This window comes from Nocardia sp. CY15 (assembly GCF_009829295.1).
Taxonomy (GTDB): Bacteria; Actinomycetota; Actinomycetes; order Mycobacteriales; family Mycobacteriaceae; genus Nocardia; species Nocardia sputi.
The window spans coordinates 199,201-216,241 of sequence record NZ_VUOT01000006.1 but is presented as its reverse complement, the minus strand read 5'-3'; the positions used below and the strand labels follow the sequence as shown (position 1 = coordinate 216,241).

The following is a 17,041-nucleotide window of genomic DNA, read 5'->3' as shown; positions in this document are numbered from 1 at the left end:
GAAGACGATCGGCCATGGCTGGGAAGCCTAGGAGGTGGATCCGGGATTTCGGCGTACCCCGCGCCGGGGATACCGGAATGCCCGGATCATCCCGTTCGCGACTATTCGATGCTGGTCAGGACCCGATCCAGCGCGTCGACGGCCTCGTCCAGCTCGGGGCCGGTGACCGTGAGCGGGGGACGGAACCGGATGCCCCGCTCGCCGGTGCCGAGGATCAGCACGCGCTCGCGCTCGCGCAGCGCGGTGAGCACCTCGTCGCGCAGCCGGGACGACGACAACGTGATCGCGCACATCAGTCCGCGCCCACGCGGCTCGCTGACATCGGCGTGCCGGGCGGCGAGCGCGCCCAGCCGTTCGAGCAGGTGCGCACCCAGCGGCCGGGACCGCTCGATCAGCTGGTCCCGCTCGAGCACCTCCAGGATGCGCCGGCTGCGCACCATGTCGCCCAGGTTGCCACCCCAGGTCGAGTTGAGCCGGGAGCTGACGGCGAACACGTTGTCGGGTACCTCGTCCACGCGCCCACCCGCCATGACGCCGCAGACCTGGGTGCGCTTACCGAAAGCGACGACGTCCGGCTCCAGGCCGAGTTGCTGGTAGGCCCAGGCGGTTCCGGTCATGCCGACTCCGGTCTGCACCTCGTCCAGCACGAAAAGCGCATCGTTGTCCTGACACAGCCGCTGCACCGCTTGCAGGAACTGGGGGCGCAGATGCCGGTCGCCGCCCTCGCCCTGAATCGGCTCGGCGATGAAACACGCTATGTCGTGCGGGTTTTCCTCGAACGCGCGCCGCGCCTGGGTGAGCGCGCACGCCTCCGCCTCCTCGACGTCGAAGGCGTCGGTGAGATAGGGCGACTTGATGCGGGGCCAGTCGAACTTGGGGAAACGCGCGGTCTTCACCGGATCGGTGTTGGTGAGCGACATGGTGTAGCCGGTGCGGCCGTGGAACGCGCCGGTCAGATGCAGCACCTTGGTGCCGAGTTCCGGTGCGCGGCCGTGGGATTCGTTGTGCCTGCTCTTCCAGTCGAACGCGACCTTGAGGGCGTTCTCCACCGCGAGGCCGCCGCCGTCGATGAAGAACAGGTGCGGTAGCCGCGGATCACCGAGCACCCGCACGAACGTCTCGACGAAGCGGGCCATCTCCACGGTGTAGATATCGGAGTTGCTCGGCTTGTTCAATGCCGCGGCGGTGAGCTCGGCACGGAACTGCGCGTCGTCGGCGAGGGCGGGATGGTTCATGCCCAGCGCGTTGGAGGCGAAGAAACCGAACATGTCGAGGTAGGGGCTGCCGTCGCGTTCGTCGACGAGGCGGCAGCCGCGGGAACGGTTGAGGTCGAGTACCAAGTCGAAGCCGTCGGCCAGGATGCTCACCGACAAGATCTCATGGACCCGGGCGGCGGGGGTGACCGCCGGGCGGGTGCGTTCCAGTTCGATGGTCACGCCCCGAGGGTACGTAAAAATTTACGGAACCTCTACAGCGAAACGGATTAATTCCGCGAAATCGCTACCTGTCATAGAATGTCTGCAAGATGATGGTGCTCCGGGTACGCACGTTGGCGGTGGCTCTGATCTCTTGGAGCAACTGTTCGAGATGCCGCGGGGACGCCACTCGCACCAGCAGGACGTAGCTCTCCTCGCCTGCCACCGAGTGGCACGCCTCGATGCCGGGGATGTGCTGCAGCACAGCGGGCGCGTCATCGGGTTGCGACGGGTCGAGAGGAGTGATCGCGACGAATGCCGACAGCAGTTGACCGAGCGCTTCGGGATCGACATGCGCGGTGTACCCGCGGATCACACCGCGCGCCTCTAGTCGGCGGACCCGTGACTGCACCGCGGACACCGACAGACTCGCCTTTTCGGCCAGGTTCGACAGGGTGGCCCGTCCATCGGCCATCAGTTCACGAATCAGCAGGCGATCGATGTCATCGAGTACGGGTCTTGCCGGTGTATCCGCCATCAGCGAAGGCTAACTCAGGCAGCGCGGCTCGTGTCCGAAACCTCCCCTCCATCCTCCCGCCATGTGGGACATACACGCCGCGACGCGGCCGAAAGGTACGGCGGAACAACAGATGACCGATGTACTCGATGACCGGACCACCCGACAGCTGGCCGCCCGCGCGGAGGCGGTGCTGCGCGAATTAGGCGCGCGACCACCGGAGCCCGGTGACCTGCCCGCACGAACTCCCATCACCGGAGGGCAGTTGACGACCCTGCGGTCCAGCTCGCTCGAGGAAGTGGATGACGCGATCGGACGGGCCGCCACCGCCTTCCGGGCCTGGCGCAGCGTTCCCGCGCCCGTCCGGGCCGGGGTCGCGCGCAGGCTCGGGCAGCTGCTCACCGCCCACAAGCGCGACTTGGCCGAGCTGGTGACGCTGGAGGCGGGCAAGATCCCCGCCGAGGCGGCGGGTGAAGTGCAGGAGATGATCGACATCTGCGAATTCGCCGTCGGCCTGTCCCGGCAGTTGTACGGCCACACCATGCCCTCGGAACGTCCGGGCCACCGGTTGATGGAGACCTGGCATCCGCTCGGCGTGGTCGGGGTGATCTCGGCGTTCAACTTCCCGGTCGCGGTCTGGGCGTGGAACACCGCGATCGCGCTGGTTTGCGGCGACACCGTGGTGTGGAAGCCGTCGGAGACGACCCCGCTGACGGCGCTGGCCTGTCACGCGCTGCTGCGGCGCGCGGCCGAGGAGGTGGGCGCGGATCCCGAAGTGCATCAGGTGATCCAGGGCGCACGCGACGTGGGCTCCCGGCTGGTCGACGACGAACGGGTGGCGCTGGTGAGCGCGACCGGCTCGGTGCGGATGGGCCGGCTGGTGGCGCCACGGGTGGCCGAGCGGCTCGGACGCTGCCTGCTGGAGCTGGGCGGCAACAACGGCGCGATCGTCACCGCGTCGGCCGACCTGGACCTCGCGGCGCGGGCCATCGTGTTCGCCGCGGCGGGCACGGCCGGGCAGCGGTGCACCACGCTGCGGCGGTTGATCGTGCACCGTGACGTGGCCGGATCGCTGGTGGACCGGTTGGAGCGGGCCTACCGGCAACTGTCGGTCGGCAATCCGCTCGACGACGGGGTGCTGGTCGGGCCGCTGATCGATGGGAAGGCCTACACCGGGATGCGTGCCGCGCTGGACAAGGCGGTGACCGACGGCGGCGAACTGGTCTGCGGCGGCGAACGCGTCGAGGGGTTCGGTGACGACGCCTACTACGTGCGCCCCGCCATCGTGCGCATGCCCGCCCAGACCGCGGTGGTCCGGGAGGAGACGTTCGCGCCGATCCTCTACGTTCTCGCCTACGACGACTTCGATCGCGCGATCGCGCTGCACAACGAAGTGCCACAAGGTCTTTCGTCCGCGATCTTCACCACCGACCAGCGCGAGGCCGAACGCTTCCTCGCCGCCGACGGATCCGATTGCGGAATCGCAAACGTCAACATCGGCACCTCCGGCGCCGAGATCGGCGGCGCCTTCGGCGGTGAGAAGCAGACCGGCGGCGGACGCGAATCCGGCTCGGACTCCTGGAAGGCCTATATGCGCCGAGCCACCAACACGGTCAACTATTCCACCGAACTTCCCCTCGCCCAGGGCATCGAGTTCGGCTGAACCACCCCCACGCACCCCGCCCCACCAGCACGATTCGGTTATTCGCTCCACCCTGTGTAGTGTTGTCCTTACGACGCGGGGTGGAGCAGCTCGGTAGCTCGCTGGGCTCATAACCCAGAGGCCGCAGGTTCAAATCCTGTCCCCGCTACTGGAAGCCCGGGTCAGACGGTTCACACCGACTGGCCCGGGTTATTTCTTTGCCGGGCTCGTCATCGCGGATGATCCGCTCGGCTGCCGCCCGCGAAACCGACGCCTGCTCCGATGCCGGGCAGCGGCTTCGGCGCGGTCGATCGAATCGCGCCCTCCGTCCGGTTGCCCTCCCTCGTGCACCTTCCCCGGTACGGTAGCCAGAAGATGGCTGAGTTCTTCCCGTTGCGGCCCGTGACGCCCGTGTTTCGCCACGAACGCGAAGGAGATAGCTGTGCGACGCAGAGCGATGCTCGAGGGATGTGCCGCGGCGGTGGCCGTGTCGATGTTCGCCGCCGCCTGCGGCGGGCCGGACGGCAGCGCGAAGGCCGAGTTGGCCTTCGACCCCGACGCGTTCACGGAGCAGACGAAGACCGTCGCCACCTTCGAGCGCGACAAGGAAGTCGCCTATCGCTTCTACGAGAGCGTTGTCTATGTCGCGAAACCGGTTAACAAGGCGTATCAGAGCTTGAACATCAGCGTGCCCGTCGAGATCGACGGAACGGCCGTCGACGCGAGCACGGCTCCAATCCTTTTCAGCAACTCCGTCGGCGGCTACCTGTCGTCCTCCGTGACGGGCGACGAGCCGGGCGACGGCGGCGAGCGGACCAGGAACCAAGACCTCGCGCTGGCCGCCGGCTACGTCGTCGTCGAGTCCGGCGCTCGCGGGCGGGACCTCGTCGGTCCCGACGGCACGTACTACGGCGTCGCGCCCGCCGCCATCGTGGATCTGAAGGCCGCGGTCCGATACCTGCGCCACAACTCCGGCCGCGTGCCGGGAAACACCGATCGGATCGTGGCCACCGGAGTCAGCGCGGGAGGTGCGCTGTCCGCCCTGCTCGGGGCTTCCGCGGACAGCGGTATGTACCACCGGTACCTCGCCGATCTCGGCGCGGCGGACGCCAGCGACGCCGTCTTCGCCGCCGCGCCCTACTGCCCCATCACCGATCTCGAACACGCCGATATGGCCTACGAATGGAATTGGGGCGCCAATCCCCTGCGCTCCGGGGAACTCGACGCGACCGCGTCGCGGGACCTGAGTGCGGCGTTCACCGGCTACCAAGCGTCGCTCGGGCTCCAGGGCAAAGACGGATTCGGACCCATCACGGCCGACAACTACGGCCGCTACCTCGTGCGGACCTACCTCGAACCGGCGGCAACCGCGTACCTGACCGCACTGCCCGACGCCGACCGCTCCAGCTACCTGGCGGCCAACCCTTGGATCACGTGGGCGGGCGATCGGGCGGAGTTCCCTTGGCCGGACTTCCTCGCGCACGTGGGAGAGCGGAAGAAGGGCGTGCCCGCGTTCGACGCTTTCGACCTGTCCTCCGGAGAGAACAACGAGTTCGGGGTGGGAACCACCAAGGCCAGGCATTTCACCCTGTACAGCCTGCGGCGCGCCACCGGCGACCCCGGCGCGCAGCTGGACGGCGACCTGCCCGAGAAGATCACAATGATGAATCCCATGCCCTTCATCGGACAGAAGAACCCGGCGCGGGCCAAGCATTGGTGGATCCGGGTCGGCACCAAGGACACCGACACGTCGCTGACCATCGTGGGCAATCTCGCCGCGAGCCTCGAGAATCTGGGCGACGACGTCGACGCCGCGATGTACTGGGACGCCGGGCACGGCAGCAACGAGGACGCGGCGGATTTCATCCGGTGGATCGGCAGGGTGACCGGTTACACCGCGAGCCGCTAGCAGCGCGGCGGCTCGATACCGAGTTCCCGCAACCGCTCGGCGTAGACCGCGACGTTGGCGAGCTTGACGTCCTCGTAGCCGCGCACCACGTCGGCGAGGGACGCCGCACGCACCGCGCGGTCGTAGCCGGCCAGCTCCAGCGTGTCGGCGAGGTCGGTCACCATCGCGGTGTAGTGCGCGAGCAGTTCGCGTTCCACCCGGCGCACGTGCGCGTAACCGAACGGGTCGAACTTGGTGCCGCGCAACCGCTTGCCCTTGGCCAGCAGACGGAGGGCGAAGTGACTGCCCGGCCGCATCCCGATCTTCTTCTCCCGGCCCATCGCGCGCAGGATCGGCGGGTGCAGCCGGTAGGTGAGGTTCGCCCCGTCGGGCACCTGTGCGGCGACCTCGGCCAGGAACGCCGGATCGGTGAGTCGTCGGGCCACCTCGTACTCGTCTTTGTAGGCCGTGAACTTGTACAGCCCGCGCGCCACCTGTTCGCTGAACGCGGTGCTGTCGGTGACCCGCCGCTCCGCGTCCCAAATGCGTTGCATCGTGCGCACGTAGTCGCGGGCCACCGCCACGCTCTGGAAACCGATCAGCTCGGTCGCCCGCAGCGCCACCAGCCGCCGCGTCTCGCCGGTGGCGGTCAGCCCGTCGAACAGGTCCGCGGGCGCCGCGGGTGAGGCGGGTCCGGCCACGCGACGAGCGGTCGCGGCGGCGAACTCCTCCGGCCGCGCGATCGCGACCCGTCCCCAGCGGAAGGCCGCGAGGTTGGTGTCCACGGCCACGCCGTTGATCTCGATCGCCTCCTCGATCGCGGTGCGCGGCAGCCGCAGTCCTCCGCTCTGGTAAGCGGCTCCGACCAGCAGGAAGTTCGCGGCGGCGGTGTTGCCGAAGAGGACTTGCGCGGCGGCGAGCGCGTCGAAGGACCGCACCGACCGCGATACTTTCGCCAACCGCTCCAGCAGCATCGCCTCGTCGGGATGGCCGACCGACTTGTCGTAGACCATGTCCCCGGTCGGAGTCCTGCTGGTGGAGGCCACCGACACGGTCGTCGCGGCGGACCCGTAAGCCAGGTTCTTGGTGTCGGTGGCGGTCAGCAGGTCGAAAGCCACGAGACAGTCGGCCGAGGCCGGGGCCAGCCGGTTGGCCGGCTCCAGCGCGTCCACGGCGAACCGCAGGTGCGAGACCACGGGACCTGCCTTCTGGCTCATGCCGATCTGGTCCAGGCTCGCCACCTCGTACCCGGCCCGCATCGCGGCGGTGGCCAGTACCTGGTTCACGGTGACGATGCCGGTGCCTCCGATGCCAGCGAGGAAGACGTTCTGCGTGGTCGTCGGCGGTTCGTGCGCCAGGTCCGGCAGCCGCGGAGGCTGCTCGCGGCGAACTTCCTCGCGCCGCTCGCGCTCGGCAGGGTCGGGCAGCTCGACCGTGACGAACGACGGGCAGTCGCCGTCCAGGCAGCTGTAGTCGGTGTTGCACGAGGTCTGATCGATCCTGGTCTTGCGGCCGAACTCGGTGTCCACCGGCTGCACCGACAGGCAATTGCTCCGGACGCCGCAATCACCGCAGCCCTCGCACACCGCCTCGTTGATGACCACCCGGGTGCGGCGCACCGGCAGGGTGCCGCGCTTGCGCTGCCGCCGCGCGTCGGCCGCACAGTGCTGGTCGTAGATCAGCACCGTGACGCCGGGCACCTCGCGCAGGGCGCGCTGCGCTTCATCGAGACGGTCCCGATGCCACAGCAGGGTGCCAGGAGCGAGATCGCGTTTGCGGTAACGCTCGGGCTCGTCGGCGCAGACGATGATGCGCCGGACACCCTCGATCGAGAGCTTGTGGGTGAGCATCGGCACCGTGAGGGCGCCTTCGGCGTGCTGCGCGCCGGTCATCGCGACGACGTCGTTGTGCAGCAGCTTGAAGGTGATGTTCACCCCGGCGGCCACGCACGCCTGCACGGCGAGCTGACCGGAGTGGAAATACGTGCCGTCGCCGATGTTCTGGAACAGGTGCGGCACATCGGTGAACGGGGCCTGACCGATCCATTGCGAGCCCTCGCCGCCCATCTGGGTCAATCCGGTGACCTTGCTGTCCGTGCGCCCGGACATGGTCACCAAGGTGTGGCAGCCGATCCCGCCGCCCGCCAGCGACCCTTCCGGCACTGCGGTGGATCGATTGTGCGGACAACCGCTGCAGAAGTAGGCCGTGCGCTTGGCGGGCAGCACCGACAGCGACAGCGGTTGCGGCAGCGGGCGTTTCATCTCGACGTGCCCGTCGAGCACGCGGCGCAGCGGTGCGGCGATGCGCCCGGAGGTGAGTTCGCCATCGGTGCCGAACAGCGGGCGGCCCGCGCCGTCGCGCTTGCCGACGATCTCGGGGGCGGCCGGGACGCCGTACAGAATGTCTCGAATCTGGGTCTCGATGAAGGCCGTCTTGTCCTCGACGACGATCAGCCGGGTGAGGCCGGTGGCGAACTCGCGGACGCGTTCGGGCGCGACCGGATACGGCATCCCGATGCGCAGCAGCCGGATGCCCGCCTCCCGGAGCGCGTCGTCGTCCGCGCCGAGGTCGATCAGCGCTTGGCGGACCGCGTCGAAGGTGGTGCCCGTGGCGGCGATCCCGATCGTGGCGCTGGCCGGGTCGACCTCGATCACGTCCAGCCCGTTGCGGGTGCTGTAGGCCCGCACCAGTTCCCAACGGGGACCGTAGAGATCCGCCTCGGCGAGCAGGCTGTCGGCGGGCGCGCCCATCGGACGCTGCCGGTAGCGGAAAGGCCGGCCGTCCCAGTCGATCTCGGGCACGACGATGTCGATGTCTCCGACCGAGCCGTCGACCGTCCAGGCGCCGTCGGCTACGTCGGCGACGATCTTCAGTGCCACGAGGCAGCCCGAGGCGCGGGACAGGGCGACCCCGTGCAGGCCCATGATGATGATCTCGCGCGCGTTGCGCGGGAACAGCACGGGAATGTTCATCGCCGCCAGCGAGCGCTCGCTCACCGCGGGCACAGTGGAGGACTTCGCCGCCGGATCGTCGCCGACCAGCAACAGGACGCCGCCGCGCGGATTCGCGCCGTACATGTTGGCGTGGCGAAGGGCATCGGTCGCGCGGTCCAGGCCTGGGCCTTTGCCGTACCAGACACCGACGACGCCGTCGTGTGTCGCGGTGCCCGCGGGCAGATCCGCCTGACTCCCCCAGACGGAGGTCGCGGCCAGTTCCTCGTTCAGCCCCGGAACGAAGGCGATGTCGTGCTCAGCGAGGACATCCGGCATTCCGGACAGCATCTTGTCGACGCCGCCGAGCGGACTGCCCTGGTACCCGGAGACGAACGTGCCGACCCGCCGGCCCGCTCGGAGATCACGGACGTGCTGCTCGACCAATTGTCGCGCGATGGCCTGGACGCCGGTGAGCACCACGGTGTCCGAGCCGACGCGGTAACGGTCGGCGAGGTCGTAGGAAGCTGCGATCAGGTCGCGGTCAGCGAGCTCGGTCATACAGATCCACCCGTCCACACGGCGCCGATCCGGCGCCTACCTCGTTGAGCACTTGTTGCCGATATCGTGTCCTCGATAATCTGAACGCACAACCTTGGGCAATTTGATTGAGCAATGTGCCCAATTATTGACAGCAGGAATGGGCACAACCTAAGCACAGTGCGAGGTCCGTGTGACGGTGCACACAAAAGCACGCTTACGTCACGGACGCGGCGATGCGAGCCCGTGCCACACCGCCGCACTTCCGCCGCACCTCCAGCCACCTGTGTGAAGGTGGGTAGATGGCAATGCTCAGGAGGAGCACGGCGCTCGTCGCCGCCCTCGCGTTCGGAGCGCTGACCGCGTGCGGGCAGCAGGCGGCCCCGTCCGCGCCCGAGCAGGCCGCGGGAGCGGCGGCCGGGACGCGCGCCGAACCGGGCCCCCGCGGATACGCGGGCGGAACGATGATCGTCATCCCGCATGCCCCGGACCTGGAACCCAGTTCGGCGATGCCCTTCTCCGAGTACGACATCGAAGACGGTACGGACAAGCTCGCGATCCACATCCCGGGCCCGGTCGGCTGCCCGAGCATCGGCTTCACCGCGCGCGTGGAGGAATCGGCCGACCGGGTGAGCGTGCGGCTGATCCGCGGCCTGCATCGCGGGATGCCGCCGTGCCAGGGCGCGAACCCGGAGCAGAAGCGCGAGTACGGCGTGGTGGTCGTCGACCTGGAACGTCCGCTAGGCGATCGGACCGTGCTCAGCTTCGCCTGATCCACGCGAGGCGACGGCGGCTCGGTGGACGGCCTGCAGGCCACCTCCCATAGTGATCTGGTTGAATGGCAAATCACTGGCATTGTGACTTGTCCGGTTCGCCTGATCCGGTGCGGCACCGCGATCGATGGGGCGCTATCTTCGCAGCGGATGGTGCCGCCTTCGCGGCTACCGGCGGTCCCGGAGTCGAAGGAGGTGCGCCAGTCGCCGCGATCGGCTCGAGGGTCGCCGCAGCGGCGGTTCCTTCTGCTCTGTACCGCAGTGAACGTGGTTCGCTGCGGCTCTCCGTGTAGTGCCGGTCCGTCCGAAACACCGACGCCGCGGCGCGGTGGGACGGTGACGGCTGACTTTCGAAGGAAACCCGTGTCCAGAGTTCCATTCCGGATTGCGATCTTGCTGGTGAGCATCGTCTCGCTCGGCCTGCTGGGCCTGCCCGCTACGGCCCAGCCGCTTTATCCCACCCCCGATCCCGACCTGTTCTTCAACGCGCCGTCCCACCTGGCGGACCTCGCGCCCGGCGACGTCGTGCGTACGCGCAGGATCGACACCGGCCCGTATGTGGGAACCGAGGGCTGGCAAGTCGCCTTCCGCTCCACCAACTCCCAGGGCAAGCCCGTCATGGGCGTCACGACGGTGCTGCTGCCGATCGGGGTGAAGAACCCGCCGCTGGTCTCCTACCAGGCGCTGATCAATTCCCTCGGCACCCAATGCAATCCCTCGCGCTCGCTGTTCAACGGCGAGTTGCAGGACGCGGTCGGCGCGATGCTGCCCATCGGACGCGGATGGGCCATCTCGCTGCCCGACTATCTGGGTCCCACCTCCGCCTACGGCGCCGCGCGACTGGGCGGCATGATGACCCTCGACAGTGTGCGGGCCGTCCGCAAGGTCGCCGAACTCGGTCTGTCCGACTCCCCCGCCGCCATCGCGGGCTACTCCGGCGGCGGCATGGCCACCGCGTGGGCCGCCGCCCTGCAACCCACCTACGCGCCGGAACTGAAGCTCGCCGCCGCCGTGGCGGGCGGCATCCCCGCCGACCTCGAGGAGATGGCGCTCGCGCTCGGCTTCGACCCGCATCCCGGATTCGGCTTGGCCTTCGCCGCCGCCATGGGACTGGAGCGGGAGTACCCGGACCGGCTGCCGATCTCCGACCAGCTCAACGAGAACGGTTTGTGGTTCCGGGAATTCACCCACGACGCGTGCCGGCGGTTCCTGCTCTTCCACGGCGCCTTCCGCAGCGCGGAGCAGATGGCGGCGTCCAGAAGCCTGATGGACAGCCCCGAGGCGCGAGCGGTTCTGCGGGAGAACAGCTTGCGGCACTTCGAGGGCGTGCCGACCGTGCCGACCTTCCTCTGGCAAGGCCGCTTCGACACGCTCACCTTCTACGGGCCCGTCGCCGAGGTCGCCGACCGGTATTGCAGGGCGGGTGCGCCGGTGGACTTCCACACCGTCGACATCTCCGAGCACATGACCGCGGCGGTCGCCGGATTCGCCGACGCGTGGAACTACGTGGAGGCCAGGTTCCGCGGCGAACCCGCACCGACCGACTGCTGAATCATTCGCACAGCGGCTCGGGAGATATTCTCCCGGGCCGCTTCACCCCACGGTGCCACCGCAGCCGATGTCCAGGCCGCGCCGCCGCGGCCCAGGCTCCCCGACTGCCACCGGTCCGGTCGATCGGTGTGCGAGCAGGACCGCGCGTCAGGCCGTGAAGTGCAACGTCCATTCGCCGCGATAGTGCAGGCGGGTCACGCTGCCGGGCGGAACATCGATGCGCCAGAACGATTTGGGCGGGGCGTCCAGCGTCACCAGCAGCGCGGCACGGACGACAGCCGGGTGGGTCACCGCGATCGTGGACACCGATTGCGCGGCTATCTCGGCCATCCAGAGCCTGGTCCGTTCGATCACGTCCACCACGGACTCGCCACCGTGCCCGCGGAAAGTGGGGTCGGTCAGCCAGGCGTACAGCTGGTCCTGGGGCACCGACATCAGTTCGCCGCCACGCCAGGCGCCCGCGTCCAGGTCGCGCAGCCGGTTGTCCTCCTCGCCGGGCAATCCCAGCAGCGCGGCGGTCTCCACCGTCCGGCGCTCCGGCCCGGTGAGCACTCGCGGGGCGGTGAGCGGACCGCATCCGACGACCGCCCGCCTGCCCGCTTCGGTGAGCGATTCGTCCACCGGGAAACGTGCTTTTCGCATCGCCTCGGTCATCCCATGGCTGACCAGGTCGAGTCTGAGCACTTTTTGCACCTGTGGAAGCGTACGGCCCGGCATGGTCGTACGTTGTTCGATTGCTCGTGCTTCGCTCGCGAGGCGGTACGGGCGTGCTTGTCGGTGGGCCGGTGCACACTGAATTCATGCCCCAGTTCTCCCGCGCCACCCAGGAGTGGTTCGACGGCGCGTTCCCCGCGCCGACGTCCGCGCAGCTGGGGGCGTGGCAGGCGATCGCGGCGGGCGAGCACACGCTGGTCGTCGCGCCCACCGGATCCGGCAAGACGCTCTCGGCGTTCCTGTGGGCGATAGACCAGCTGGCCGCCCGGGAGCAGCGGCCCGAGCGGGCAGGCACCTCCGTGCTGTACGTGTCCCCGCTGAAGGCCCTCGCCGTGGACGTGGAACGCAATCTGCGAGCGCCGCTGGTCGGCGTCACGCAGACCGCCGAGCGCCTGGGCCTGCGGCCGCCGGAGATCACCGTCGGGGTCCGTTCCGGCGACACCAGCTCCTCCGATCGGCGGTCCATGCTGCGCACCCCGCCGGACATCTTGATCACCACGCCGGAGTCGCTGTTCCTCATGCTCACCTCGTCGGCCCGGGACACGCTGCGCGAGGTGAACACGGTGATCGTGGACGAGGTGCACGCGATCGCCGGTTCCAAGCGCGGTTCGCACCTGGCGTTGTCACTGGCCCGGCTCGACTTGCTGACCGAGCGGCCCGCGCAGCGCATCGGGCTGTCGGCGACCGTGCGGCCACCGGAGGAAGTCGGACGGTTCCTGGTGGGCAACGCGCCGATCACGGTGGTCGCTCCGCCCGCGCCGAAGACGTTCGACCTGTCGGTTCGGGTGCCGGTGGCGGACATGACCGAACCGGGCGACTCCGACCAACCGGGATCCATCTGGCCGCACGTGGACGAGGCGATCGTCGAGCTCGTGCTCGAGCACCGGTCCTCGATCGTGTTCGCGAATTCCCGCAGGCTGGCCGAGCGCCTCACCGCCCGGCTGAACGAGGCCTACGCGGCGCGGCTCGGCGAGCCGGTGGAGACCGAGCACAAGCCGCCCGCGCAGCTCGGCGCGTCCACCGAGGTGATCCACGGCGCCGGGTCCCTGCTGGCGCGAGCCCACCACGGCTCGGTCAGCAAGGAGCAGCGGGCGCTGATCGAAGACGATCTCAAGAGCGGGCGGCTGCGCTGCGTCGTCGCTACGAGCAGCCTGGAACTCGGCATCGACATGGGCGCGGTCGACTTGGTGGTCCAGGTGGAAGCGCCGCCCTCGGTAGCGAGTGGATTGCAGCGGATCGGGCGGGCCGGGCATCAGGTCGGCGAGATCTCGCGCGGGGTGATCTTCCCGAAGCACCGCACCGATGTCATCCACTGCGCGGTGGCGTCGCAGCGGATGACATCGGGGCAGATCGAGGCGATCCAGATCCCGGCACACCCGCTGGACATCCTCGCCCAGCAGACCGTCGCCGCGTGTGCGCTGGATTCGCTGGATGTCGACGCGTGGTTCGAGGTTGTGCGGGGCACCGGAAGTTACGCATCGCTGCCGCGCTCGGCCTATGAGTCGGTGCTGGATCTGCTTTCCGGGCGCTATCCCTCCGACGAATTCGCCGAGTTGCGTCCCCGCCTGGTCTGGGATCGCGACGCCGGGACGCTCACCGGACGTCCCGGCGCGCAACGCCTGGCCGTGACCTCGGGCGGCGCGATTCCCGATCGCGGCATGTTCGCGGTGTACATGGTGGGTGAGAAAGCCTCCCGGGTCGGCGAACTCGATGAGGAGATGGTCTACGAGTCCCGGGTCGGCGACGTGTTCGCGCTCGGGGCGACGAGCTGGCGGATCGAGGAGATCACCTTCGACCGGGTGCTGGTGACGCCCGCGTTCGGGCAGCCGGGCCGGTTGCCGTTCTGGCACGGCGACGGCCTCGGGCGGCCTGCCGAACTAGGCGCGGCGCTCGGCGAGTTCGTGCGCACGGTCGCCCAGGAGCGTGCCGTCGAACCGGACGTTCCGAAGAGAAAGACTTCGGGGCGCGGCGGCGGATCATCATCGAGCCCGGCGAAATCGTCGCGGGCGAAGGCGCGGCCGGAGCACGACGGCGGCGGCCCGGACATGCCGCGTGCGGCGCGGGGCGAACTGAGCGCGTCCGCCGCCGATCCGATGCCGGAGGGCGTCGCGCGGATCATGGGCTCGGCGGGCCTCGATGACAACGCGACCGCGAACCTGCTCACGCTGCTGGACGAACAGCGCACCGCGACCGGGCACCTGCCCACCGACCGCACCCTGGTGGTGGAGCGGTTCCGCGACGAACTCGGCGACTGGCGGCTGGTGTTGCACTCGCCTTACGGCCTTCCGGTGCACGCCCCCTGGGCGCTGGCCATCGGGGCCCGGTTGCGCGAACGCTACGGCGTGGACGCCGCGCCGAACGCCTCCGACGACGGCATCGTCGTGCGACTGCCCGACACCACCGACGATCCGCCCGGCGCCGAACTGTTCGTCTTCGAGTCCGACGAGATCGACGAGATCGTCACCGAACAGGTCGGCGGCTCGGCGCTGTTCGCCTCCCGGTTCCGCGAATGCGCCGCGCGCGCACTGCTGCTGCCGCGTCGCGACCCGGGCAAGCGAGCCCCGCTGTGGCAGCAGCGACAGCGTTCGGCCCAGCTGCTGGACGTGGCGCGCAAATTCCCCGAGTTCCCGATCCTGTTGGAGACGGTGCGCGAATGCCTGCGGGACGTCTACGACCTGCCGTCGCTGCGCGATCTGCTCGGCCGGGTGGGGCGGCGTCAGGTGCGGCTGGTCGAGGTGGAGACGGCGACGCCGTCACCGTTCGCGAACGCCCTGCTGTTCGACTACATCGGGCAGTTCATGTACGACGGCGACAGCCCGCTGGCCGAGCGCCGCGCCGCCGCGCTCTCGCTCGACTCCGGGCTGCTGGCCGAACTGCTCGGCCGGGTCGAGCTGCGCGAACTGCTCGACGCCGCGGTCATCGAGCAGACCGAACGGGAACTGCAACGCCTCACCCCCGAGCGGCACGCACGCGACGCCGAGGGCTTGGCTGATCTGCTGCGGCTGCTCGGGCCGCTCACCGCCGCCGAAGCCGCCGAACGCTGTGACGAGGACCCCACCGCTTGGTTCGGCAGCCTCGTGGCCGCACGGCGGGCGCTGGAGGTCTCCTTCGCGGGACGCGCCTGGTGGGTCGCGGTGGAGGACGCGGCCCGGTTGCGGGACGCGCTGGGGGTTCCGCTGCCGATCGGCACGCCCTCGGCGTTCATCGAGCCGGTATCCGATCCGCTCGGCGATCTGGTCGGCCGCTACGCCCGTACGCACGGCCCGTTCGGCACGGATGCGGTGGCGGCGCGATTCGGACTCGGCACCGCGGTGGCTGCCACCGCCCTGCACCGGCTCGTCAGCGAAAAGCGCGTGGTGGAAGGCGAGTTCACGCCTTCGGCCGCCGGGTCGGAATGGTGTGACGCTCAGGTGCTACGCCGGCTGCGCCGCCGCTCACTCGCCGCGGCCAGGCACGAGGTGGAGCCGGTCTCGACCGCCGCGTTCGGACGCTTCCTCCCGTCCTGGCAGCACATCGGCAGCCGCGAACTGCGCGGCGTCGAGGGCGTGGCGGCCGTCGTGGAACAGCTCGCGGGCGTGCCGATCCCGGCATCGGCCTGGGAATCGCTGGTGCTGCCCGCGCGGGTGCCCGACTACACCCCCGCCATGCTGGACGAACTCATGGCGACCGGCGAGGTGATCTGGTCCGGCCACGGCGCCATCACCGCCAAGGACGGCTGGATCGCTCTGCACTTGGCCGAGCAGGCGCCGTTCACCCTCGCGCCGCCGGACGATATCGATCTCACGGACCTCCAGTCGCGCCTGCTCGCCGCCATGGGCGCGACTTTCGTACCGTGGACGCCGCTCGATCCCGCGCCGACCCGGCCGGATCGAGCACCGGTGCCGCTGGACGAGCCGGATCCGCCGCCGGGCAGTGCGGTCGACGGCGACGGCCACCGAGATCAGCAGTCGACCGGGCCGCGCAAAGGAGCGGGCGGTGCCGCCCTCCCGAACGGCGCCGAAGTGCCTGCCGTCTCGGAATACGCAGCCCACGATGGACTTTCGGTCTCCGATGCACACGCCGCGCGACTGATACCGGTGCCGCAGGGCGGCGGCGCGTACTTCTTCCGGCAGCTCTCGGACGCCACCGGCCTGCTCGACGACGCCGCGGCGGCCTCCGCACTGTGGGAATTGGTCTGGGCCGGCATGGTTTCCGGTGACACGTTCGCGCCGGTCCGGGCGCTGCTGTCCGGCACGACGCGGACCACCACGGCACACCGCACCCCCCGACGCGCGCCCCGGGGCCGGGCCTACCTGCCCCGCCCGAGCATGCCGACCCGTTCCGGTCCGCCCTCGGTCGCCGGGCGATGGTCGCTGCTGCCGGAGCGGGTCTCGGACAACACGGTGCGCGCACACGCGACCGCGGATCTGCTCCTGGAGCGGTACGGCGTGCTGACCAGGGGATCGGTGCAGAACGAGGGGGTGCCCGGCGGGTTCGCGCTGATGTACCGGGTGCTGACCGAATTCGAGGACCGCGGCCGCTGCCGTCGCGGCTATTTCGTCGACTCCCTCGGCGGCGCGCAGTTCTCCACCACCGACGTGGTCGACCGGCTGCGGTCCTTCGACGCCGAACGCGCCCGTCCCGAGTCCAGGCAGCCGACCGGCACGGTACTGGCGCTGGCCGCGTGCGATCCCGCGAACCCGTACGGCGCCGCGCTGGCTTGGCCGAAGAACGATGTCGAGGGCGGGCACCGGCCCGGGCGCAAAGCCGGAGCGCTGGTGGTGCTCGTCGACGGCGAACTGGTCCTGTATCTGGAACGAGGCGGCAAGACCCTGCTCACCTTCACGGAGGACGCCGAAGCACGCCGTGGCGCCGCCGCGGCGCTCGCCGACCTGGTCCGTCTCCGCCGGGTGGACTCGCTGGTCATCGACCGGGTCAACGGTGACACCGTGCACGGCAACACCTTCGCCGGGTTCCTGACCGAAGCGGGCTTCTCCGCCACGCCGCGCGGACTCCGCCTCCGGAGCCGCCCGTGAGCGGACACCTCGGCGCTCGGGCAAGCCGGGATTCGGCTGACCTACCGCGAAATCGG

At 69.6% G+C, this 17,041-nt stretch carries 9 protein-coding genes and 1 tRNA gene; 6 read left to right on the top strand and 4 right to left on the bottom strand.

What is annotated here, in order from left to right:
* Positions 1-101: 101 nt before the first annotated feature.
* Positions 102-1,436 (bottom strand): L-lysine 6-transaminase, encoded by a 1,335-nt coding sequence (gene lat, locus GVY39_RS10910; RefSeq protein WP_159929359.1) that lies wholly within the window; start codon positions 1,434-1,436, stop codon positions 102-104.
* Positions 1,437-1,500: 64 nt separating this feature from the next.
* The gene (locus tag GVY39_RS10905; RefSeq protein ID WP_043688065.1) at positions 1,501-1,953 is read right to left on the bottom strand and encodes an Lrp/AsnC family transcriptional regulator; all 453 of its coding nucleotides are present in this window, start codon (positions 1,951-1,953) and stop codon (positions 1,501-1,503) included.
* A 112-nt stretch (positions 1,954-2,065) separates the two neighbouring features.
* On the opposite strand from GVY39_RS10905, the gene GVY39_RS10900 reads away from it, so the two are divergent.
* From GVY39_RS10900 to GVY39_RS10890, 3 genes are all read left to right on the top strand, one after another.
* Positions 2,066-3,595 (top strand): aldehyde dehydrogenase family protein, encoded by a 1,530-nt coding sequence (locus GVY39_RS10900; RefSeq protein ID WP_159929361.1) that lies wholly within the window; start codon positions 2,066-2,068, stop codon positions 3,593-3,595.
* 74 nt (positions 3,596-3,669) lie between these two features.
* A tRNA-Met gene (locus GVY39_RS10895) sits at positions 3,670-3,743 on the top strand.
* Positions 3,744-4,016: 273 nt separating this feature from the next.
* A complete protein-coding gene (locus GVY39_RS10890) occupies positions 4,017-5,483 on the top strand; it encodes a subtype B tannase (RefSeq protein WP_159929363.1) in 1,467 nt (488 codons plus the stop codon).
* Here GVY39_RS10890 and GVY39_RS10885 read toward each other — a convergent pair.
* Entirely contained in the window at positions 5,480-8,953 is a 3,474-nt protein-coding gene (locus GVY39_RS10885) for an indolepyruvate ferredoxin oxidoreductase family protein (protein ID WP_159929365.1), read from the bottom strand. The genes GVY39_RS10890 and GVY39_RS10885 overlap by 4 nt on opposite strands.
* A 281-nt stretch (positions 8,954-9,234) precedes the next feature.
* Here GVY39_RS10885 and GVY39_RS10880 point away from each other — a divergent pair, with 281 nt between their 5' ends.
* Both GVY39_RS10880 and GVY39_RS10875 read left to right on the top strand, forming a co-directional pair.
* The gene (locus GVY39_RS10880; protein WP_159929367.1) at positions 9,235-9,705 is read left to right on the top strand and encodes a hypothetical protein; all 471 of its coding nucleotides are present in this window, start codon (positions 9,235-9,237) and stop codon (positions 9,703-9,705) included.
* 396 nt (positions 9,706-10,101) lie between these two features.
* Positions 10,102-11,256 (top strand): lipase family protein, encoded by a 1,155-nt coding sequence (locus GVY39_RS10875; protein WP_370523784.1) that lies wholly within the window; start codon positions 10,102-10,104, stop codon positions 11,254-11,256.
* A 147-nt stretch (positions 11,257-11,403) separates the two neighbouring features.
* On the opposite strand, the gene GVY39_RS10870 is transcribed toward GVY39_RS10875, so the two are convergent.
* Positions 11,404-11,949, bottom strand: coding sequence for a histidine phosphatase family protein (locus GVY39_RS10870; RefSeq protein ID WP_159923180.1), 546 nt, complete (start codon positions 11,947-11,949; stop codon positions 11,404-11,406).
* Positions 11,950-12,056: 107 nt separating this feature from the next.
* Here GVY39_RS10870 and GVY39_RS10865 point away from each other — a divergent pair, with 107 nt between their 5' ends.
* On the top strand, positions 12,057-16,985 hold the full coding sequence (locus GVY39_RS10865) for an ATP-dependent helicase (protein WP_159923178.1): 4,929 nt from the start codon (positions 12,057-12,059) through the stop codon (positions 16,983-16,985).
* Positions 16,986-17,041: the final 56 nt, after the last annotated feature.

Bases quoted from the DNA above. Each gene is read 5' to 3' on its own strand.
- GVY39_RS10900 (WP_159929361.1), top strand. From the start codon at position 2,066: ATGACCGATGTACTCGATGACCGGACCACCCGACAGCTGGCCGCCCGC.
- GVY39_RS10880 (WP_159929367.1), top strand. From the start codon at position 9,235: ATGGCAATGCTCAGGAGGAGCACGGCGCTCGTCGCCGCCCTCGCGTTC.
- GVY39_RS10905 (WP_043688065.1), bottom strand. From the start codon at position 1,953: ATGGCGGATACACCGGCAAGACCCGTACTCGATGACATCGATCGCCTG.
- GVY39_RS10885 (WP_159929365.1), bottom strand. From the start codon at position 8,953: ATGACCGAGCTCGCTGACCGCGACCTGATCGCAGCTTCCTACGACCTC.
- GVY39_RS10865 (WP_159923178.1), top strand. From the start codon at position 12,057: ATGCCCCAGTTCTCCCGCGCCACCCAGGAGTGGTTCGACGGCGCGTTC.